Annotated in this window: 14 protein-coding genes and 2 pseudogenes; 8 read left to right on the top strand and 8 right to left on the bottom strand. The window is 60.1% G+C overall.

What is annotated here, in order from left to right; all coding sequences use genetic code 11:
• Positions 1-194: 194 nt before the first annotated feature.
• Together ACJ8IN_RS07065 and ACJ8IN_RS07060 are read left to right on the top strand one after the other, a co-directional pair.
• Positions 195-1,844, top strand: a pseudogene (locus ACJ8IN_RS07065) (VENN motif pre-toxin domain-containing protein); the annotation flags it as partial.
• Positions 1,841-2,227 (top strand): contact-dependent growth inhibition system immunity protein, encoded by a 387-nt coding sequence (locus tag ACJ8IN_RS07060; protein ID WP_047567222.1) that lies wholly within the window; start codon positions 1,841-1,843, stop codon positions 2,225-2,227. The pseudogene ACJ8IN_RS07065 and the gene ACJ8IN_RS07060, both read left to right, overlap by 4 nt.
• A 33-nt stretch (positions 2,228-2,260) precedes the next feature.
• Here the strand turns inward: ACJ8IN_RS07060 and ACJ8IN_RS07055 are convergent, their stop codons facing one another.
• Both ACJ8IN_RS07055 and ACJ8IN_RS07050 read right to left on the bottom strand, forming a co-directional pair.
• Positions 2,261-2,605 carry a hypothetical protein gene (locus ACJ8IN_RS07055; protein WP_047567224.1) on the bottom strand — a complete coding sequence of 115 codons (345 nt, stop codon included), beginning with the start codon at positions 2,603-2,605 and terminating at the stop codon, positions 2,261-2,263.
• A 9-nt stretch (positions 2,606-2,614) separates the two neighbouring features.
• Entirely contained in the window at positions 2,615-2,746 is a 132-nt protein-coding gene (locus ACJ8IN_RS07050) for a SymE family type I addiction module toxin (RefSeq protein ID WP_072270352.1), read from the bottom strand.
• On the opposite strand from ACJ8IN_RS07050, the pseudogene ACJ8IN_RS07045 reads away from it, so the two are divergent.
• A pseudogene (locus ACJ8IN_RS07045) lies at positions 2,732-3,701 on the top strand (hemagglutinin repeat-containing protein); the annotation flags it as partial. The gene ACJ8IN_RS07050 and the pseudogene ACJ8IN_RS07045 sit on opposite strands and share 15 nt — an antisense overlap.
• A 101-nt stretch (positions 3,702-3,802) precedes the next feature.
• On the opposite strand, the gene ACJ8IN_RS07040 reads toward ACJ8IN_RS07045, so the two are convergent.
• Positions 3,803-5,869, bottom strand: a complete 2,067-nt coding sequence (locus ACJ8IN_RS07040; protein WP_308325768.1) for a carbon starvation CstA family protein — start codon at positions 5,867-5,869, stop codon at positions 3,803-3,805.
• A gap of 385 nt (positions 5,870-6,254) precedes the next feature.
• On the opposite strand from ACJ8IN_RS07040, the gene ACJ8IN_RS07035 reads away from it, so the two are divergent.
• A complete protein-coding gene (locus ACJ8IN_RS07035; protein WP_308325767.1) occupies positions 6,255-7,418 on the top strand; it encodes a M20 aminoacylase family protein in 1,164 nt (387 codons plus the stop codon).
• 30 nt (positions 7,419-7,448) lie between these two features.
• A complete protein-coding gene (locus ACJ8IN_RS07030) occupies positions 7,449-8,759 on the top strand; it encodes an MFS transporter (RefSeq protein WP_039565906.1) in 1,311 nt (436 codons plus the stop codon).
• 75 nt (positions 8,760-8,834) lie between these two features.
• Here the strand turns inward: ACJ8IN_RS07030 and ACJ8IN_RS07025 are convergent, their stop codons facing one another.
• A complete protein-coding gene (locus ACJ8IN_RS07025; protein WP_048321642.1) occupies positions 8,835-10,769 on the bottom strand; it encodes an exoribonuclease II in 1,935 nt (644 codons plus the stop codon).
• A gap of 187 nt (positions 10,770-10,956) precedes the next feature.
• Entirely contained in the window at positions 10,957-11,484 is a 528-nt protein-coding gene (gene gloA / locus ACJ8IN_RS07020) for a lactoylglutathione lyase (RefSeq protein WP_004930603.1), read from the bottom strand.
• A 99-nt stretch (positions 11,485-11,583) separates the two neighbouring features.
• Here gloA and ACJ8IN_RS07015 point away from each other — a divergent pair, with 99 nt between their 5' ends.
• A complete protein-coding gene (locus tag ACJ8IN_RS07015; RefSeq protein WP_060420968.1) occupies positions 11,584-12,438 on the top strand; it encodes a LysR family transcriptional regulator in 855 nt (284 codons plus the stop codon).
• A 15-nt stretch (positions 12,439-12,453) separates the two neighbouring features.
• Here the strand turns inward: ACJ8IN_RS07015 and ACJ8IN_RS07010 are convergent, their stop codons facing one another.
• A complete protein-coding gene (locus ACJ8IN_RS07010) occupies positions 12,454-14,760 on the bottom strand; it encodes an FdhF/YdeP family oxidoreductase (protein ID WP_308325765.1) in 2,307 nt (768 codons plus the stop codon).
• A 282-nt stretch (positions 14,761-15,042) separates the two neighbouring features.
• Between ACJ8IN_RS07010 and dacD the strand changes: the two genes are divergently transcribed.
• Positions 15,043-16,212: a serine-type D-Ala-D-Ala carboxypeptidase DacD gene (dacD, locus tag ACJ8IN_RS07005; protein ID WP_308325764.1), complete on the top strand. Its 1,170-nt coding sequence runs from the start codon at positions 15,043-15,045 to the stop codon at positions 16,210-16,212.
• 64 nt (positions 16,213-16,276) lie between these two features.
• Positions 16,277-17,182, top strand: a complete 906-nt coding sequence (locus ACJ8IN_RS07000; RefSeq protein WP_308325763.1) for a LysR family transcriptional regulator — start codon at positions 16,277-16,279, stop codon at positions 17,180-17,182.
• A gap of 88 nt (positions 17,183-17,270) precedes the next feature.
• Here the strand turns inward: ACJ8IN_RS07000 and ACJ8IN_RS06995 are convergent, their stop codons facing one another.
• Entirely contained in the window at positions 17,271-17,819 is a 549-nt protein-coding gene (locus ACJ8IN_RS06995) for an inclusion body family protein (protein ID WP_033634697.1), read from the bottom strand.
• A 455-nt stretch (positions 17,820-18,274) separates the two neighbouring features.
• Positions 18,275-19,459, bottom strand: a complete 1,185-nt coding sequence (locus tag ACJ8IN_RS06990; RefSeq protein WP_033634696.1) for a CMD domain-containing protein — start codon at positions 19,457-19,459, stop codon at positions 18,275-18,277.
• Between the last annotated feature and the right edge of the window lie 214 nt (positions 19,460-19,673).

The following is a 19,673-nucleotide window of genomic DNA, read 5'->3' as shown; positions in this document are numbered from 1 at the left end:
AGTGTACTCAATGAATTTATCAAGTTTTTTTGATGCATTTAAAGAGGATGCGGATTCTTTATTGAGATCTTCAGATTGGCCTGATATACCAGAGCATTATCAAATACCTGCGCATTATAATTGCCCTATCAAGTAGCAAAGTTTCCAGCAATTTGGCCGGGATCTTTGTTTCAAGCATGGTAGGCAAAGGACAGAGCCGCCTCGATACCGGCACGCTGGGCTGGACGGACATCCACAACCAGGCGGACTACAGCGCGACGCACAGCGGCGGGTCATTCAGCACCGGCGGGCCGGTGGGCAAAGACCTGCTGACCAACATGGCCGGCGGCATGCTGTCGGGCGCCAACAACAGCGGGCACGCCGAGGGCACGACAAAGGCCGGGGTTAGCGAAGGTACGCTGATAGTCCGCGACACCGGCAAACAGCAGCAGGATGTGGCGCAGCTGAACCGGGATACCGAGCATGCCAACGCCGGCAGCATCAGCCCGATATTCAACAAGGAGAAGGAGCAAAACCGGCTCAAACAGGCGCAGCTTATCGGCGAGATTGGCGGCCAGGCGATGGACGTCATCCGCACGCAGGGCGATATCGCCGGGCTGAAGGCGCAGAAAGACCCGGCGGCGCTGGCGCAGGCCAGGGAACAGCTTGAGAAGAGCGGCAAACCAACGAACGATGCGGCGGTGATGCAGCGGGCGTACGACAACGCGATGCGGCAATACGGCACCGGCAGCGACCTGCAGAAGGCGGCGCAGGCGGTGACGGGGGCGCTGACGGCACTGGCGGGCAATAACCTGGCGGGCGCGCTGGCGAGCGGTGCCTCGCCGTATCTGGCGACGGAAATCAAGAAACTGACCACCAATCCGCTGACCGGTGAAGTCGACGTTGCCGCCAATGCGATGGCGCACGCGGTGCTGGGGGCGGTGACGGCGCAGTTGAACAACCAGTCGGCCGCGGCAGGGGGACTGGGCGCGGGGGGAGGTGAACTGGCGGCGCGCTACATTGCCGGCCAGCTGTTCCCGGGCAAAACGAAAGAGCAGCTGAGCGAAAGCGAGAAGCAGCAGGTGAGCGCACTGAGCCAGCTGGCCGCAGGGCTTGCAGGCGGGCTGGCGACGGGGGATACTGCAGGAGCGGTGACCGGCGGGCAGGCAGGGAAGAATGCGGTGGAGAATAACTTCCTGAAGGTCGTTGCGGAAGGTTGTGCTATCGCTGCACCGTGTCGTAGCAAGGTCGCAGAGCAGTTGCTGGAGATAGGCGCCAAGGCGGGTATTGCCGGACTGGCAGGTGCAGCCGTGAAGGATATAGCGGACAAGATGACGTCCGATGAGCTGGAGCATCTTGTTACCTTGAAAATGATGGGTAACGATGAAATCACCAGTAAATATCTGAGTTCACTTCAGGATAAATATGCACCGGATGCAGCCTCGAACCCGAGTATAGGCAAGGATCTGACTGATGAACAGAAGAAAGAACTGGGTGGTTCGGGGTCTGGAACTGGAACACCACCACCGCCAGAAAATGATCCGAACAAATCAGAAGAGAAAAAAGTCGATAATCTGAATCAGAAGCAAGAAAGTGCTATCAAGAAGATTGATAACACTATAAAAAATGCTCTGAAAGATCATGATATAACAGGAACCCTCAAGGATATGGATGGTAATCCTGTTCCTAAAGAGAGTGGCGGTTATTGGGATCATATGCAGGAAATGCAAAACACTCTCCGGGGATTGCGGAACCATGCGGATACGTTGAAAAACGTAAATAACCCTGAGGCTCAGGCTGCATATGGCAGAGCAACTGACGCCATTAATAAAATAGAATCAGCCTTGAAAGGATATGGGATATGATTACCTTCCGTAAATTGATAGGAAACATCAACTTAACGAAGGAACCAAGTCAACAATCTCCGCTTGAACTATGGTTCGAACGCGTCATTGACATACCTATCGAAGAGTTGGCCGTAGAGGATCTTTGCCGTGCCATTCGGCAAGATCTATGTGTTGATCAGTTGATGCCAAGAGTTTTGGGTGTTCTGACTGAAGATCCGCTGGCTGGAGAATATTATGATGGTGAACTTATAGCCGCTTTATCGACGATAAAAGGCGAAGATCTAAAAGATCACAAACGTACTTTTATCCAAATAAAGCAGCTTATAAGTCAGTTAGAGCCTTCGGATATTAACGATGATTTAAGAAAAGATATATTAAAAATCAATCAAATAATCGTATAACTGACCCCGGCCAACTGGCCGGGGTTCTTACTTCTAAGCCCTAAATCCTCCCACTTCCCGCCGCTGTAACCGGATAACACCGTGCGCAGCGGTCACCTCAAGCTGTTCAGCGCTGGCAATGCCGGACTCGGTGAGCCAGTCGCCGCCAATAATCACCTTGCCGTTCTCCCGCACCCATTCAGCCCCCATGCCGTGGCGGTGCTGGCTGGCTTCACAGACGGCTTCCCAGGTGGCCTCATCGGTCACAGTGGTGATCCACAGACCACCAGGCCGCAGCGTAAGCTGCAACGGTATGCCGGATGTAAAACCGAGTGCGGCCAGGGCGCCGTCTGTGAGCGTCAGCTCCGGGATCGGCTCAGGGGTAAAGGTGATGTTCATACGGCTCCCTCAGTGGCGGGTACTCAACTGGCCCGGTTCGGTGATCACCTCGATCCGCTGGCCTGTGGTGAATCCCAGCGGCTCCAGCCAACGGCCCTTGAGGGTCAGTTGCGACAGCGGGTTCGGCTTACCGGCGCGCAGGCCAGCGGAGAAAAAGTCACCGTCGACGTGGGCCGTAACCTGGCGCTGGAAAGCCAGCAGGACAGCGACCGTTATGACGCCAAACAGCAAAACGCCAGCGCGGGCGGCAGCTTCACCTTCGGCTCGATGACCGGCTCAGCCAACGTAAGCGCCAGCAAGGACAAACTGCACAGCAACTTCGACTCGGTAAAAGAGCAGACCGGGCTGTTTGCCGGCCAAGGCGGGTATGACGTCAAGGTCAAAGAACACACCCAGCTCGACGGCGCTGTGATTGCAAGCCAAGCTGACAAGGAGAAAAACCGCCTCGATACCGGCACGCTGGGCTGGACGGACATCCACAACCAGGCGGACTACAGCGCAACGCACAGCGGCGGCAGCTTCAGCACCGGCGGGCCGGTGGGCAAAGGCCTGCTGACCAATATGGCCGGCGGTATGCTGTCGGGCGCCAACCACAGCGGGCACGACGAAGGCCGGGGTCAGTGAAGGTACGCTGATAATCCGTGACACCGGCAGACAGCAGCAGGATGTGGCGCAGCTGAACCGGGATACCGAGCATGCCAACGCCGGCAGCATCAGCCCGATATTCAACAAGGAGAAGGAGCAAAACCGGCTCAAACAGGCGCAGTTGATTGGGGAGATTGGCGGCCAGGCGATGGACGTCATCCGCACGCAGGGAGATATCGCCGGGCTGAAGGCGCAGAAAGACCCGGTGGCGCAGGCCAGGAAGCAACTGGAGAAGAACGGCAAACCGTTCCGCGAGGCGGACGTACTGCAGCGGGCATACGACAACGCGATGGGGCAATACGGCACCGGCAGCGACCTGCAGAAGGCGGCGCAGGCGGTAACGGGGGCGCTGACGGCACTGGCGGGCAATAACCTGACGGGTGCGCTGGCGAGCGGCGCCTCGCCGTATCTGGCGATGGAAATCAAGAGGCGGGTCGGTGAAGACAATATTCCTGGGGGCGACATCTTCAGACAAACTGTCGTCCGTTAACGGCCCAACCCCTTAAGCAGTGCTCTGCTCAAGAGGCCGGCCGTTTATCCTAACGGCGAGACTCAGCTGCGGCCGGTCTCCTCCCGCAGCGCGGCGCTGACCTCATGCGTCGTCGGCTGTTCGGAGCGCAACGCCCGGCGGATCGCGAAGAAGGCGGCGATCAGCATGGTTACCGCCACCAGCATAAAGAACCCGCACAGCGCGGCGTTGATTTGGTTGCTGAACACGATGGTCTCCATGTCTTTCAGCGATTTGGCCGGCGCAATGATCGTGCTTTGCTCAATGCCGGTGGAGAATTTCTTCGCCTGCGCCAGGAAACCGATGCTCGGTTTCTCGTGGAAGATTTTCTGCCAGCCGGCGGTCATGGAGGTCACGAACAGCCAGGCGGTCGGCAGGATGGTAACCCAGGCGTAACGCTGTTTTTTCATCTTGAACAGCACCACGGTGCCGAGGATCAGCGCCATCGATGCCAGCATCTGGTTGCCGATGCCGAACAGCGGCCACAGGGTATTGATGCCGCCGAGCGGATCGACCACGCCTTGATACACGAAGAAGCCCCAGCCGGCTACCGCCACCGTGGTGCCCGCCAGATTGCCGAACCAGGAACGGTTGTTGGCCAGCTGCGGCACCGCCACGCCCACCAGATCCTGCACCATAAAGCGGCAGGCGCGGGTACCGGCGTCGACGGCGGTCAGAATGAACAGCGCTTCGAACAGAATGGCGAAGTGGTACCAGAAGGCCATCATCGCCCGGCTGTTGAACACCTCGCTGATGATGTGCGCCATGCCCACGGCGAAGGTCGGGGCGCCGCCGGCGCGCGACAGGATGGAGTTCTCACCCACCTCTTTGGCGATCAGCGCCAGCGTTTCCGGTGTGACGATAAAGCCCCAGCTGTTGATGACCTGCGAAGCATTTTCCACCGTGGTGCCGATCAGCGCCGCCGGCGAGTTCATGGCGAAGTAAACGCCCGGATCCAGCACCGAGGCGCAGATCAGCGCCATGATGGCGACGAAAGACTCCATCAGCATGGCGCCGTAACCGATAAAGCGGATGTGGCTTTCGCGCTCCACCAGCTTGGGCGTAGTGCCGCTGGAGACCAGCGCGTGGAAGCCGGAAATGGCGCCGCAGGCGATGGTGATGAACAGGAACGGGAACAGGGCGCCGGCGAACACCGGGCCGCTGCCGTCGATGAAGCGCGAAACCGCCGGCATTTTCATCTCCGGCATGGCGAAGACGATGCCGATGGCCAGGCCGATGATGACGCCGATTTTCATAAAGGTGGAAAGGTAGTCGCGCGGCGCCAGCAGCAGCCACACCGGCAGCACCGAAGCGACGAAGCCGTAGATCACCAGCACCCAGGTCAGGGTGGTGCCGTGCAGCGTGAAGAACGGCCCCCAGTAGGGATCTTGCGCCACGTTGCCGCCGTAAATGATCGCCAGCAGCATCAGCACGAAGCCAATCACCGAAATTTCAGCGATCTTGCCCGGCCGGATAAAACGCATGTAGATGCCCATTAACAGCGCGATCGGGATGGTGGCGGCGATGGTGAACAGCCCCCACGGGCTGTCGGCCAGCGCTTTTACCACCACCAGCGCCAGCGCCGACAGGATGATGATCATCACCCCCAGCGCGCCGAGCATGGTGATCACCCCGGCGAAGGCGCCCAACTCTTGCTTGGCCATTTCCCCCAGCGAACGCCCGTCGCGGCGCGTGGAAATGAACAGCACCAGGAAATCCTGCACCGCGCCGGCCAGCATGACGCCGACCAGGATCCAGATGGTCCCCGGCAGGAAGCCCATCTGCGCGGCCAGAATCGGCCCCACCAGCGGCCCGGCGCCGGCGATGGCGGCGAAGTGGTGGCCGAACAGCACCCATTTGTTGGTGGGCACATAGTCCAGGCCGTCGTTGCGGCGTTCGGCCGGGGTCAGACGGCGGTCGTCCAGTTCAAAGACCTTGTCGGCAATGAACCGGCTGTAGAAGCGGTAGGCGATGCTGTAGCAGGCGACGGCGGCGACCACCAGCCAGACGGCGTTGACGTGTTCGCCGCGGCTGAGCGCCAGCATGGCGAAGGCGAAGGCGCCGACCAACGCCACCAGCAGCCAGATAAGTCCGGACCTGATGTTTTTCATGAAACAACTCCTTGGCGTACAGAGGTAAAAATCGACGTTGTTATTTGGAATGACGTTTTAACAGTAGAAGTTTTGCCGCTGAACTGCGGCAGGTCGGATGAGAAATGTGAAGCAGGTGGGGTTTTAGTGTAAAAACAAAGTGATGAAACAGCGTTGGCGCAGGCTGCCGCCCACAGAATCCCGGGCAGTTATTCATTCTGCATTTTCGCGGTGCGTACAGCGAATCATTGTCGTTTTTTATCTGGATACGGCGTCTGGCGGATTATTATTTTATCTGTCGAGGCGAGCCGAAATAAAATTATTCATGCCGTGTTATACCTTTATTTTCACCCTCAGGTTTATTCATTCACGAAATAAATAATAAAATCACGAAAGGAATGTAATTATGATAAATAAAATCATCGAAGGGTATTTACCGCAGCTCACGGCTATTCGGCACGACATTCATCAGCACCCCGAATTGGGTTTCGAAGAGTTTCGCACCAGCGATCTGGTCGCGGATTATCTGAGTTCGTGGGGTTATGAGGTGCACCGCGGATTGGCGGGCACCGGCGTGGTGGGCACGCTGCGGGCGGGCGACGGCGTGAAAAGCCTCGGGCTGCGCGCCGATATGGATGCCTTGCCGATCGAGGAGAACACCGGCAAACCCTGGAGCAGCAGCGTGGCCAACCGCATGCACGCCTGCGGCCATGACGGCCATACCACCATGCTGCTCGGCGCCGCCCGTTACCTGGCGCATACGCGCAACTTCAACGGCACGCTGCACCTGATTTTCCAACCGGCGGAAGAGATGCTGAACGGCGGCGCGCGCATGGTGGAACAGGGGCTGTTCGAGCGCTTCCCCTGCGACGCCATCTTCGCCATGCACAACATGCCGGGCATGCCGCTCGGTGAGTTCTTCTTCCAGCACGGCCCGTTTATGGCCTCGATGGATCAGTTCAACGTGCGGGTGCAGGGGCGTGGCGGCCACGGCGCCATCCCGCAGCTGACGATCGATCCGGTGCTGGTGGCCTCGCATATCACCGTTTCCCTGCAGAGCATCGTCTCGCGCAATATCGATCCGCTGGAAGCGGCGGTGATCACCGTCGGCAGCATCAAGGCCGGTGAGGCGGCCAACGTGATCCCGGACAGCGCGGAGATGAAGCTCAGCGTGCGCTCGCTGGATCGCCAGGCGCGCGCAACCTTGCTGGCGCGCATTCCGGCGCTGATCGAGGCGCAGGCGGCAAGCTTCGGCGCTCGCGCGGTGGTGGAACATGTTAACGGCACGCCGGTGCTGGTCAACGACGAAGGGATGACCCGTTTCGCCCACCGCGTGGCACAGCAGCAGTTCGGCGCCTCCCGCGCGCACTATGGCGCCCGGCCGCTGATGGGCAGCGAAGATTTCGCCTTCATGCTCGATGCGCACCCGCAGGGCTGTTACCTGATCATCGGCAACGGCGATGGCGAAGGCAGCTGCATGGTGCATAACCCGGGATATGACTTTAACGACGGCTGTCTGGCGGCCGGCAGCCATTATTGGGCAGCGTTGGCGGAAGCGTATTTAAAATAAACGCGAAAAATAATAACAGGGAAGATAATGATGAGTGAAAATACGGCTGAAACTCAAACGGCAATAATATCGGCTCCGAACGCCAGCGGCAAAAAGGTCATATTCGCCGCCTCTTTCGGTAATGCGCTGGAGTTTTTCGACTTCGGTATTTATAACTTCTTCGTTATTTACATCAGCGTATTGTTCTTTCCACCGTCCAGCGATCCGCATTTGGCATTGCTGTTGGCGTTCGCGACGTTTGGCGTCAGCTTCTTCATGCGGCCGCTGGGCGGCATTCTGATTGGCGCCTATGCCGATCGCTGCGGCCGCAAACCGGCGATGATCCTGACGATTTCCTTGATGAGCCTGGGCACGGCGATGATCGGCTTTGCGCCGACCTACGCCAGCGCCGGCTACTGGGGAACCGTCACCTTGGTAGCGGCGCGCTTGATCCAGGGCGTGGCGGCGGGCGGCGAGGTAGGGGCGTCGATGTCGTTGCTGGTGGAGTCGGCGCCGCCCAACCGGCGCGGCTTCTATTCCAGCTGGTCGTTGGCGACGCAGGGCATCGCCACCGTGGTTGGCGGCGTCACCGCGCTGGCGCTCAGCGCGGCCTTGCCGGTGCTTTCCGGCGAGCCGAACGCCATGGCCGAGTGGGGATGGCGTATTCCTTTCTTTATCGGCGTGGCGTTGGCGCCGCTCGGTTGCTGGCTGCGTCTCGGGCTGGAGAGCGATCGGCCGTCGGTGCCGCGGGCGCACGAGCCACCCGCGCAGTTGCGCAAGCACTCGCGGGCGGTGGTGCTCGGCGTGATGCTGACCATCGGCGCCACCGTCGCCACTTACATCTCGATGTATTATCTCGGCACCTACGCGGTGAAATACTTGGGGATGGCGCAGGCCTACGGCTATGCCGCGATGCTGCTGGCGGGGCTTGTCACCTTCGGCGGCAGCCTGCTGGTCGGGCACTGGTGCGATCGTTACGGCCGCCTGCCGCTGATCCGTTGGTCGCGGATCGCAATTCTGATCGTGGCCCTGCCGGCGTTTTGGTGGCTGAGCGCGGTGCCGCATCCGGCGGTGCTGTTGCTGATAGTCGCGCTGCTGGTCGGGTTGACCACGCTCGGTTCGGTGCCGACCATGCTGATGATTTCGGAGCTGTTCCCGCAGCGCATTCGCGCTTTGGGGTTTGCGTTGGTCTACAGCCTTGGGGTGGCGATCTTCGGCGGTTTTGCCCAGTACATCGCCTCGCAGTCGATCGCGCTGAGCGGCTCGCTGCTGGCGCCCGCCGTCTATTTGATGCTGGCGACGCTGGCTTCGCTGGCGGTACTGCCGCTGCTGCGCGAAACCGGCGGCGAGCCGCTGCGCTAGCCGGAATAAGGCGAAAAAAAACGCCGGCGGTTTTCACCGTCGGCGTTTGGCGCTGCTACCGTTTCAGGTTGGCGTTCAGGCCGCAGGGCGGGCGATCACGCTGCGCGTTTCCATGCGCACTTCGGCGATGGTGACCTGCAAGGTGTCGCTCTGGCGGTAAACCACTTCACCCTTGATCTGCACGGTGCCGGTTTCCTGGCTGCACTGCATCTCGTCGCGCACCGCGTGAATAAACGGCGCCGGAATGAAGGCAACCGCGCCGTTGTCCAGCAGGCGCACGCGCAGGCCGCCGCGGGTCACGTCGATGATCTCGGCGTTGAAGCGGGTATCGGTACCGGCCTTGTCCTGCAGGAAGCGAGCGTACAGCCAGTCGCCGACGTCGCGCTCCGCCATGCGGTTGAGGCGGCGGCGCTCCGCCAGCTGTACCGTCACGTCATCCTGCGGTTTTTCCGCCGGCTGCTGGTTGATGATCGCCTTCAGCAGGCGATGGTTGACCATATCGCCGTATTTACGGATCGGCGATGTCCAGGTGGCGTAAGCCTCCAGCCCCAGACCGAAGTGTGGCCCCGGCGTGGTGCTGATCTCCGCGAAGGTCTGGAAGCGGCGGATGCGGCTGTCGAGGAACTGGGTCGGCTGCGCGTCCAGGTGGCGGCGCAGTTCGCAGAAACCGTCGAGGGTCAGCAGCTTGTCGGCTTCGGCTTCCACGCCGTTGGCCTGCAATACGGTGACCGCTTGCTCGACCAGCGCAGGATCGAAACCGGTGTGCACGTTGTACACGCCGAAGCCCAGGCGATCGCGCAGCACGATGGCGGCGCAGACGTTGGCGGCGATCATGCACTCTTCAACGATGCGGTTAGCGCTGCGGCGCTGCTCGGTAACGATCTCCAGCACGTCGCCTTTTTCACCCAGCACGAAGCGGTAGTCCGGGCGATCTTTAAACACCAGCGCATGCTGGTGGCGCCAGGCGTTGCGCGCGTCGCAAACGCGTTTCAGCAGGGCTACCTGCTGTGCGATGGCGTCGCTCGGTGGCTGCCAGCCGGCAATGCCTTCCAGCCAGTCGGACACTTCGTCGTACACCAGTTTGGCTTTGGATTCGATCTCGGCGGCGAAGAACTGAATATCTTCGCCCAGCGCGCCGTCGGCGGCGATGGTCACGCGGCAAGCCAGCACCTGGCGGCGCTCGTTAGGGCGCAGCGAGCACAGGTTGTCCGACAGATCGCGCGGCAACATCGGGATGTTGAAGCCAGGCAGGTAGTTGGTGAAGGCGCGCACGCGGGCGATATCGTCCAGCTTGCTGCCTTGTTCGACGTAGGCGGTCGGATCGGCGATGGCGATGGTCAACTGCAACGAACCGTCGCCGTTGTCGGTCACGTACAGCGCATCGTCCATGTCTTCGGTGCTGGCGCTGTCGATGGTGACGAATTCGAGCGCGGTCAGATCTTCACGCGCCGACGCGGCGGCCGGTTCGCTGAGAGCCAGCATCTCCGGCGCCTCTTTTTCCAGGTTGTGACGCGCCAGCGTCACCCACCACGGGGCGAAATGGTCTTCACCGTTGGTGATAAACTGGGTCAGATCGGCGTTGAAGCCGCGATCGCCTTTCAGCGGATGACGGCGCATTTCCGCCACCGCCCAGTCGCCGGCCTGGAAGTTGTGGGTCAATTCACGCACCGGGCGGCACGGAATCGCCTCTTTCAGCAACGGATGATCGGGCACGATGGACAGACGGTCGTCGCGCTTTTGCACGCGGCCGACAAAGCGCGACAGGAACGGCTCGACCAGGGTTTCCGGCTCGGCGATTTCGCGCTCTTTCTCGGTGTGCAGGGTGGCGATAATGCGATCCCCGTGCATGACTTTCTTCATGTACGGCGGCGGAATGAAGTAACTTTTTTGACCGTCTACTTCAAGAAAGCCAAAGCCTTTCTCAGTCCCTTTCACGACGCCTTCAACGCGCGGGGTTTGAGAGTGAAGTTGCTGTTTAAGCTGCGCCAGCAGCGGGTTATCTTGAAACATATCGTCCAGTGAATGGGTTGTGAGTGGCAAGATTTGCGGCTGACAGTTTTACGCGAATCACCCGCTGCGAGCAAGCCTAACGTCACTGAACCCCGCGTTGCCGCGCGATTTTGCGCAAGATTGGTCAATCGAAACGCTATCGATGAAAAACCCCGGCGCGAGGGCCGGGGTGGAGGGCGGGTGACCGTCAGTCTTGCAGCGGCGTCGGCTGCAGGATTTCAATCCAGTAATCGTCCGGATCGCGAATGAACGCCACGTAGTTCATGCGGCCTTCATGCAGGCGTTTCTGGAAGGTGACGCCGAGGCGCTCAAACCGCTCGCAGGCGGCGCGCACGTCCGGCACCGTGACGCACAGGTGGCCAAAGCCGCGCGGCTCGCCGTTGCCGTTGTGATAGTGGAAATCCGCCTGATTTTCGGTGCCGTGGTTATGGGTCAGCTCGAGAATGCCCGGCTGGCTCAGCGCCCAGCGTTTGCGCTCGTCGTCGTCCTGCGGGATCTGTTCACGCGGGCTGCGCGTCAGGTAGCAGATGGTGAAGGCGGCTTCTTCGAACGTTTCCAGATAAACCGGGGTAAAGCCCAGCACGCGGGTGTAGAAATCCAGCGCCTTGGTCAGATCCTTCACGCGGATCATGGTGTGGTTGAACACGTAACCGTCGGTTACCGCATCCGGTTGGGCCGCCACGCCGGGCAGCGTCAGTAGGTCATTCAGTGGCATCAGAGATCCTCCTCAGGGTGTCGGCAGACTGTAGGTGAAATCGATGCTAATCTAAAGTGATTGTTTTTAACTAAAACACTAACTAAAAGTGAATGATAGATGAAGCTGAGCCAGCTGAAGTTTTTCTGCACCGTGGTGGAACATAAAACCATCGCCGCCGCCGCGCGCGAGCTGCACTGCGTGCCTTCCAACATCACGCTGCGGCTGCGCGAGCTGGAGGAGTCGCTGGGCGGCGAGCTGTTTTTCCGCGACAAGAACCGGCTGTACGTCAATCCCAAAGGGCGGCTGTTCTACCAGCAGGCGCGCGACATTGTGGCGCAGGCGGAGCGCAGCAAGCAGCTGTTCGCCGGCGAGCACCAACATGGGCTGCTGAACCTCGGGGCGCTGGATTTCTCGCTGGTCAGCCATTTGCCGGCGCGCATTGCCCGGCTGCGCCGTTTACAGCCTCATCTGCACATCAACGTGCTGAGCCGCGACTCGTTGGTGCTGGAACGCATGTTGATCGACAGCGATCTCGATCTGGCGATCACCGACGGCCCGATAGAACATCCGCTGCTGGCCAGCCAAAAGGCATTCGACGAACGGCTGGTATTGCTGATGCCGGCCGATGCCGGGGAACCCGACGCCGCCACGCTGGCGCCGCTGGAGTTTTACACCTTCAGCCGCGAATGTTCGTTTCGCCTGAAGGTCGATCACTGGCTGGCCTCGCGCGGGCTGAAACCGCGCATGACGCTGGAAATGGAGTCTTATGCCGCGATGGCGGCCTGCGTGCAGGCCGGTTGTGGCGTCGCCTGCGTACCCGGTTCGTTGCTGCCGCTGATCTTGCCGGCGCCGGGGCTGAAGGTGGTGGAAATGGGTGAGGAGGGGGTGAGCGACCTGTACTTCGTCTGGCGACGGCATCAGCTGTCCGACGAATTGCAGACCATCCTGGCGATATTGGCGCGCCCGGGGTGAACCGGGCGCGCGTTTTCAGGCGATGCGCCGCGAAGGTTGCTGTTCGCTGCGGCGGATCACCACCGGAATCGACTTCGAAGTCGGCGTGCCGGTACCGTCGCCGAAGCTGGCCAGTGGCACCAGCGGGTTGGTTTCCGGGTAGTAGGCCGCCAGGTTGCCACGCGGAATGTCGTAACTCACCAGCTTGAACCCGTCCACTTTACGCACCACGCCATCGTTCCACAGGGTTTCTATCTCTACCCGTTCGCCATCCTGCAGGCCCAGCGCCGCCAGATCCTCCGGATGGATGAACAACACTTCGCGTTGGCCGTAAACGCCGCGATAACGGTCATCCAGGCCATAAATGGTGGTGTTGTACTGATCGTGCGAGCGCAGCGTCTGCAGGGTAAACGGCGCTTGCTCGCCGCCCAGCTGCGGGAACAGGGTGGTCGGCAGCGCGGCGGCGCTGAATTCTGCCTTGCCGCTTGGCGTGGCGAAGCGCAGTTCGGCGGCGGCATTGCCCAGGTAGAAACCGCCGGGCTGGTCGCAGCGCCGGTTGAAATCCTCAAAGCCGGGAATGGTGGCGGCGATATGATCGCGGATCAGCGAGTAGTCGTCGGCCAGTTCCAGCCAGTCCAACTGCTGGGTGCCCAGCACCGCGTCGGCGATGCCGCAGACGATCGCCGTCTCCGAACGTTGGGTCTCCGCCAGCGGTTTGCCGATGCCTTCCGAGGCGTGCACCATGCTGAACGAATCCTCGACCGTAATGTACTGCGAGCCGCTGGCCTGCATGTCCAGTTCGGTGCGGCCGAGCGTCGGCAGGATCAGCGCGTCTTTGCCGGTCACCAGATGGCTGCGGTTAAGCTTGGTGCTGATATGCACCGTCAAATCGCAGTTGCGCAGGGCGCGGGCGGTGCGCTCGGTGTCCGGCGCCGCGGCGGCCAGGTTGCCGCCCAGCGCGATCAGCACTTTCACTTCGCCGCGCAGCATCGCTTCGATCGCTTCCACCGTGTTGTGGCCCAGCGCGCGGTTGGCGGTAAAGTTAAAGTGGCGCTCCAGGCTGTCGAGCAGCGCCTTCGGCGACTTCTCGTCGATCCCCATGGTGCGGTTACCCTGGACGTTGCTGTGGCCGCGCACCGGGCACAGGCCGGCGCCCGGTTTGCCCAGTTGCCCGAACAGCAGCTGCAGGTTGGTGATTTCGCGCACCGTCGCAATGGAGTGTTTATGCTGCGTCACGCCCATCGCCCAGGTGCAGATCACCCGTTCGGCGCCCTGATAGGTGGCCGCCGCCTGGCGCAGCTGCGCCTCGCTCAGGCCCGACTGCGCGGTAATGGTTTGCCACTCGGTGGCGTCTACCTGCGCCAGGTAAGCCTCCACGCCGACGCTGTGTCGTTCGATAAACGCCAGGTCGAATAGGGCGGGCTCGCCGGCGGCCAGACGCTGGCGGTGGGTTTCCAGCAGGGCTTTCACCATGCCGCGCACCGCCGCCATATCGCCGCCCAGATTCGGTTGGTAATAGGAAGAGCTGATCGGCGAGGATTTTGGCGTCAGCATCTGTACCGGATCCTGCGGATCGGCGAACCTTTCCAGCCCACGTTCGCGCAGGGTGTTGAAGCTGACGATGCGCGCGCCGCGTCGGGCGGCGTTTTTCAGGCTGTGCAGCATGCGCGGGTGGTTGGTGCCGGGGTTTTGACCGAACACGAAGATGGCATCGGCCTTTTCGAAGTCATCGATGCGGATGGTGCCTTTGCCGACCCCGATGCTCTGTTTCAGCCCAACGCCGCTCGCCTCGTGGCACATATTGGAGCAGTCGGGGAAATTGCTGGTGCCGAGCATGCGGCCGAACAGCTGATAAAGGTACGACGCTTCGTTGCTGGCGCGGCCCGAAGTATACAGCTCGATCTGGTTCGGGTTGTCCATGCCGTTGATGTGCTTGGCGATCAGCGCCAGCGCATCCGGCCAATGGATAGGCTCATAGTGGTCGGTTTCGGCGTTGTAGCGCATCGGATGGGTGAGGCGCCCCTGATACTCGAGGAAATAGTCGCTTTGCTGCTGCAGGGTGCTGACGCTGTGGGCGGCGAAGAACTCTGGCTCGACGGCGCTGCGAGTCGCTTCCCAACTGACCGCTTTGGCGCCGTTTTCGCAGAAGCTGAAGGTGCTGTGGTTGTCGTCGCCCCAGGCGCAGCCTGGGCAGTCGAAGCCGCGAGCCTTGTTGACGCGCATCAGGTTGCGCATGTTTTTGAGCGTTTGTTTACTGTCGAGGACAAAGCGGGTGGTGGCTTCAAGCGAACCCCAGCCGCCCGCCGGGCCGGTGTAAGGCTTGATTGACGGTTTAAATTTCATGATGACACTTCGCAGGTGGTTGTAGCTAAAAAGTAAACGCTTTTTTATGCGTCTTGCGTATTTATGTCACAAGTTTAGGGGGGCTGCCGGGTGGCGTCTAATCGAATGGGGCAATGGCGGCATAGAGCTTATCTATCGCCGGCGGGCGATGACGTAAACAAATGGTTGCATAAAGACACCCGCTGCAAAAGAGTAATGGTTTCGTCTGAAAGTGAATTAATGCAGTCTATCTCGCGGATTATATTGGCATTTTATTCAGCCTGCGGGCCTGAGGAACACAGCGTGAAGCGTTCAGTATCAGTGGTGATCGGCGGTATATTACTGCCTTTAGCGGCGCAGGCGGCGGGAACGACGCCCCATTTTCCCACCATGACCCCGCCGGCGATAGACGCCGCCTCTTATGTTTTGATGGATTACACCACCGGCCAGGTGTTGGCTGCCGGCAATGCCGATGAACGGCGCAACCCGGCCAGCCTGACCAAACTCATGACCGGGTTGGTGATCGACCACGCGCTTGACCAGCACAAGATTGGTCTTGACGATGTCGTCACCGTGGGGAAAGACGCCTGGGCGCAGGGCAACCCGGTGTTCAAGGGGTCTTCGTTGATGTTCCTGAAGCCAGGTGACAGGGTCACGGTGCGCGATCTCAGCCGCGGCATTATCATCGATTCCGGCAACGACGCCTGCGTGGCGATGGCGGACTATGTGGCGGGCAGCCAGGCCAACTTCGTCAAGCTGATGAACGAGAAGAGCGCGCAGCTGGGCCTGCAGAACACCCATTTTGAAACGGTACACGGGCTGGATGCGCCGGGGCAGTTCACCACCGCCGGCGATCTGGCGGTGATTGCGCGTGCCATTATCATGAGTGAACCGGCGGAATATCATATGTACAGCGAGAAGTCGCTGACCTGGAACGGTATCACGCAGCAGAACCGCAATGGCCTGCTGTGGGATAAGACGCTGCACGTCGATGGGCTGAAAACCGGGCACACCGCCTCGGCCGGATTCAACATCATTGCCTCCGCCACCAAGGGGGATCGCCGCCTGATCGCCGTGGTGATGGGCGGCAAAAGCGCTAAGGGGCGTGAGGAGCAGGCGCGTAAGCTGTTGACCTGGGGGCTGCGCGACTTTACCACCGTACACCTGTTCAGCGCCGGGCAGAGCCTGGGGGAAGAGCCGGTCTGGTACGGCGAGGATCACCGCTTGCCGGTCGGCAGCGCGCAGAACCAGTCGCTCAGCCTGCCAAAAAACGAAGCGGACAAGCTGAAGGCGCAGTACGTAATCAATACCGCACGGCTGGAAGCGCCGATTGTCAAAGGGCAGACCGTCGGCGAGATCCGCATCAGCGACAATGGCCAGGTGGTGAAAACCCTGCCGCTGGTCGCGCTGCAGGCGGTGCCGCAGGGCGGTGTGTTCTCTCGCCTGGCGGATTACGTGAAGCTGAAGCTCTGACTCACCGGGCGGGCGAAGGCGCCCGGTGGTATACTGATGCGACTGCCGATCATTGAGCCGCGCTATGGATATTAAACAACTGATTTATTTGTGTAATTTAGAACGGGAACGCCACTTCGGCCGGGCGGCGGAAGCCAGCTTTGTCAGCCAGCCAACGCTATCCATGCGATTGAAAAATCTGGAAAAAGAGCTGGGCGTTTCGCTGATTAACCGCGGCAACCATTTCGGCGGTTTTACCGCCGAAGGCGAGCGGGTGCTGGCGTGGGCACGTGAGATCGTCTCGGTCTACCAGGGGCTGAAGCTGGAGGTGGAGTCGCTCAAGCACGGCTTGCACGGCACGCTGCGCCTTGGCGTGGTGCCGCAGTGCAGTATCTCGGTATCGGAAATGCTCAAGGCGGTCAGCGCGCGTTACCCGCATCTCGATTACCGGCTGGCGGTGCTGAGCGCCGATCAGCTGCTGGAGGCGCTGACGGCGCATACCGTCGACATCGGCATCGGCTTTTTCGAGCTGTCGACCTTAAAGGAGCTGCATTTCCAATCGCAACCGCTGGTGGAAACCGGCGTCGAGCTGGTATTTCATCCGCAACACTTCCCGAAGCTGGTGGGCGATACGCCGTTACCGCTGGAAGCGGTGGCCGCTTTGCCGCTGTGCCTGGCCGAGCCGACGCGTTATTTTCGCCGCTATCTCGATCAACACTTCCGCGACGCCGGGTTGACGCTGCACACGCGGCTGGAAACTGCCTCGATCTTCCAACTGTTGGAGGGAATTTTCGTCGGCCTGGGCTGCGGGCTCTTCCCGCGCGGCCAGCTGCAATCGCCGCTGATGCCGGCATTACAGCGGCGCCCGGTGGCCATCGGCGCCATGCCGCGTCATGCGGCGGTGGTGGTCGATATGGCGGAGCGCGCCACGCCGTTGGCGCAAAAATTCTTCGACGCCGCCAGCGAGTGGCAGCGTCGGCAAAATGAATAGAGATGTTTAAGTTTACCCGATGTTTCCGCAACGATTATGGCCCCGAGGGGCCATAATCATGTGGTGCCTAACGGTCGACGGAATAAGGTTAATTGCTGATGGTAATGGTCGGATCCCAATAGAAATAACCCAGTAATTTCTGATCGCCGCCGTTTGGCCGATAATAAAGGCCAAATTGGATGCAATAATTTTCCGTGCCGGTATTGCTGATGTCCGCCTGGATGAACCAATAGGTTTGGTTGGTGAAGGTGACGGGGAACACGGTATTTTGCGCCGGCATCATCGAGCTGCGGGTGTACATTTTGAAGGTCGGGTTGGAAAAGACCTGGGTGCCGCTGCCGAACTGCGGCAGCCCGTAGATCAACACGCCGGCGTCGAAATTGGCGGATTCTGAGGTGCCGGTCCAGCGAATGACGTCGCCGACATTGGCTTTAAAGTTCAGGTCCGCCGTACCGGAACCGCCGATCACCTGTTCGGAGGTGACGACCATATAAGCGTATTGATGGCCGATACCTGTTGGGTTGCCGGAGTCCTGACTGGGGTTGTTATTCTCGAATGCTTCTATCAGAGCATCGGTATCGATGACGACAATCACGTTAACGATACTGTTGCTGGATTTAAGTTCTTGCTCAGACATGGGGTTACCTCACAATATTTTTTTGCTGTGATGGAAAATCAAAAAATAATGGGGTTGACGGCGAGCGTTTATTTTTAGTGAATATTTGAAATGGAAATCACAACGTCGCTATCGGCTTAATCATAGAAACTAAACAGCAAGGCCACCACTGCTGAAAAGTTAGAGGCGTTAATGTGTTCCTCTATTAATTAGCAGGGTTAAAACCTTGTTTTACTGCTTCTGCGATGAGAACGGTTACATAATTGAGCGAGGGCGCAATCTTTCTATTGCTTTGTTTGCAGACATAATTTTGACGAGTCGTTATTTTCGCGAACGGCAGGAAAAAACGAATCATAATTCTGACAAATATTATTTTTTCGGATTTATACTTTATCAGTTCATCTTTTGCTGAAGTTTTTAGCCAAAATAGACCAAAGAGAGTTAACGGCGAAATTAGCCGTCAACTCAGTGATAGGTCATTGCGCCGGCTGTGCCGGCTCTGCATCGCCCAGCGTTTGGCGCAGGCGGTTTTCCCAGGCGTAGAGCGCGGCGGTGAGGATCACTTCCAGCGCCTGCGCCTGATTCAGGCCGCTGTTGAACAACGGCTGCACGCTCTGCGGGGTGAATTTCTCCGGAGCGCGCGTCAGCTCGGCGGCGGTGTGGATCACTGCACGTTTGACGGCATCCTCGGTAAAAGCCAGCCCCTGAGGCAGCCCGGCGAACAGCGCCTGGGCCAGCCCGTCGTCCTGTAGCTCTTGCGCCACCGTGGCCGCGCAGTAGCGGCTGCCGTTGATGCGCGAGACCGCCAGCGTCGCCAGCGCTTTCAATCGGCTCGATAACCCATATCCTTCGGCATTGATGCCGTTAAACACGCCGTTACGCTCGCGCAGCGCGGCGGCATCGTGCGCCAACAGCAAATAATAAGATTCGGCGCGCGCCTGCGGGTGGCTCTGATCCAGCACGTCAAGCTGTTCGGCGGCGGCGGCTTCCGTGTCGATTGTCGGCAGACGCGCAGTCCAGCTCAACTCGTCGGCGCTGAAAGCGACGCCATCGGCGTCTTCGACGTTCGGGAAGCCGGGCACCACCACCGCCGGGCGGCCGGCCAACGCCGCCACACCCGCCACTACACGCGCCTGATAGCTGACAAAACCGATCGTCTGAGAGAAGGTTACGATATCCGCCGGGCTCAGCCCGACGTCGCCAAGCTGTTGCAGCGCCCTGCGGCAAATCAGCGTGGGCTGGCTGGCGAGCTGGCGGGCATATTGGGTGATCTGGGCGAGACGGATATTGCTTTCCCGGGAGGCGTCCGGGCTGTGCAGCGGGGCGAGGCGGGCGGCGTAGTGGCTACAAAGCGATTGCACGCCAGTCACCTGAGCGACGGTCAACGCGGTGCTGAGGCGATCGTAGGGTGACAATGTCACGTATCGAGACAGCGACACCTGGTCGGGAAACAGCGCGTGGTAACCGGCCAGCGAGGCATTGAATACCCCGGCGCGGGCGCTGAGCGCAGCATTTAGCGCTTCGTCGGCGAAGGCGCCCAGCCCCAGCAGAAAACGATCGCGCAGGGTGGCCGCCTGCGGCTCCAGCGGCGCATCGCCCCGTACGCTGCTTTGGGTTTCGTGATACCACTGGGCATTATGTTGTCGACGGAGTCGTTCCATAGGGTCAATCCTTAATCGTGATCAACAGCCAACGCTGCGTACGGCAGCGGCGGCTGGACAAAGAGGCAACATGCCCGCAGGCGGGGCGAAGGCGGATTCAGCGCAGCTCATCGCAGCACAGCGCGTGGCCGTAAACAGAGAAACCGGCGGCCAGCGTAAGCAGAAACTGCGAGAGGCGGCGATGGCGAAGGCTGTTCATCAGTGCGATATCCTG

The sequence above is a fragment of the Serratia sp. CY31944 genome (assembly GCF_052169175.1).
Lineage (GTDB): Bacteria > Pseudomonadota > Gammaproteobacteria > Enterobacterales > Enterobacteriaceae > Serratia > Serratia sarumanii.
Note: the sequence above shows the minus strand (reverse complement) of the source record. Positions and strands in the feature narration are given on the sequence as shown.

Bases quoted from the DNA above. Each gene is read 5' to 3' on its own strand.
- ACJ8IN_RS07035 (WP_308325767.1), top strand. From the start codon at position 6,255: ATGATAAATAAAATCATCGAAGGGTATTTACCGCAGCTCACGGCTATT.
- ACJ8IN_RS07010 (WP_308325765.1), bottom strand. From the start codon at position 14,760: ATGAAATTTAAACCGTCAATCAAGCCTTACACCGGCCCGGCGGGCGGC.
- ACJ8IN_RS07000 (WP_308325763.1), top strand. From the start codon at position 16,277: ATGGATATTAAACAACTGATTTATTTGTGTAATTTAGAACGGGAACGC.
- ACJ8IN_RS07040 (WP_308325768.1), bottom strand. From the start codon at position 5,869: ATGAAAAACATCAGGTCCGGACTTATCTGGCTGCTGGTGGCGTTGGTC.
- ACJ8IN_RS07055 (WP_047567224.1), bottom strand. From the start codon at position 2,605: ATGAACATCACCTTTACCCCTGAGCCGATCCCGGAGCTGACGCTCACA.
- ACJ8IN_RS06995 (WP_033634697.1), bottom strand. From the start codon at position 17,819: ATGTCTGAGCAAGAACTTAAATCCAGCAACAGTATCGTTAACGTGATT.
- gloA (WP_004930603.1), bottom strand. From the start codon at position 11,484: ATGCCACTGAATGACCTACTGACGCTGCCCGGCGTGGCGGCCCAACCG.
- ACJ8IN_RS07025 (WP_048321642.1), bottom strand. From the start codon at position 10,769: ATGTTTCAAGATAACCCGCTGCTGGCGCAGCTTAAACAGCAACTTCAC.
- ACJ8IN_RS06990 (WP_033634696.1), bottom strand. From the start codon at position 19,459: ATGGAACGACTCCGTCGACAACATAATGCCCAGTGGTATCACGAAACC.
- ACJ8IN_RS07060 (WP_047567222.1), top strand. From the start codon at position 1,841: ATGATTACCTTCCGTAAATTGATAGGAAACATCAACTTAACGAAGGAA.
- ACJ8IN_RS07030 (WP_039565906.1), top strand. From the start codon at position 7,449: ATGAGTGAAAATACGGCTGAAACTCAAACGGCAATAATATCGGCTCCG.
- ACJ8IN_RS07015 (WP_060420968.1), top strand. From the start codon at position 11,584: ATGAAGCTGAGCCAGCTGAAGTTTTTCTGCACCGTGGTGGAACATAAA.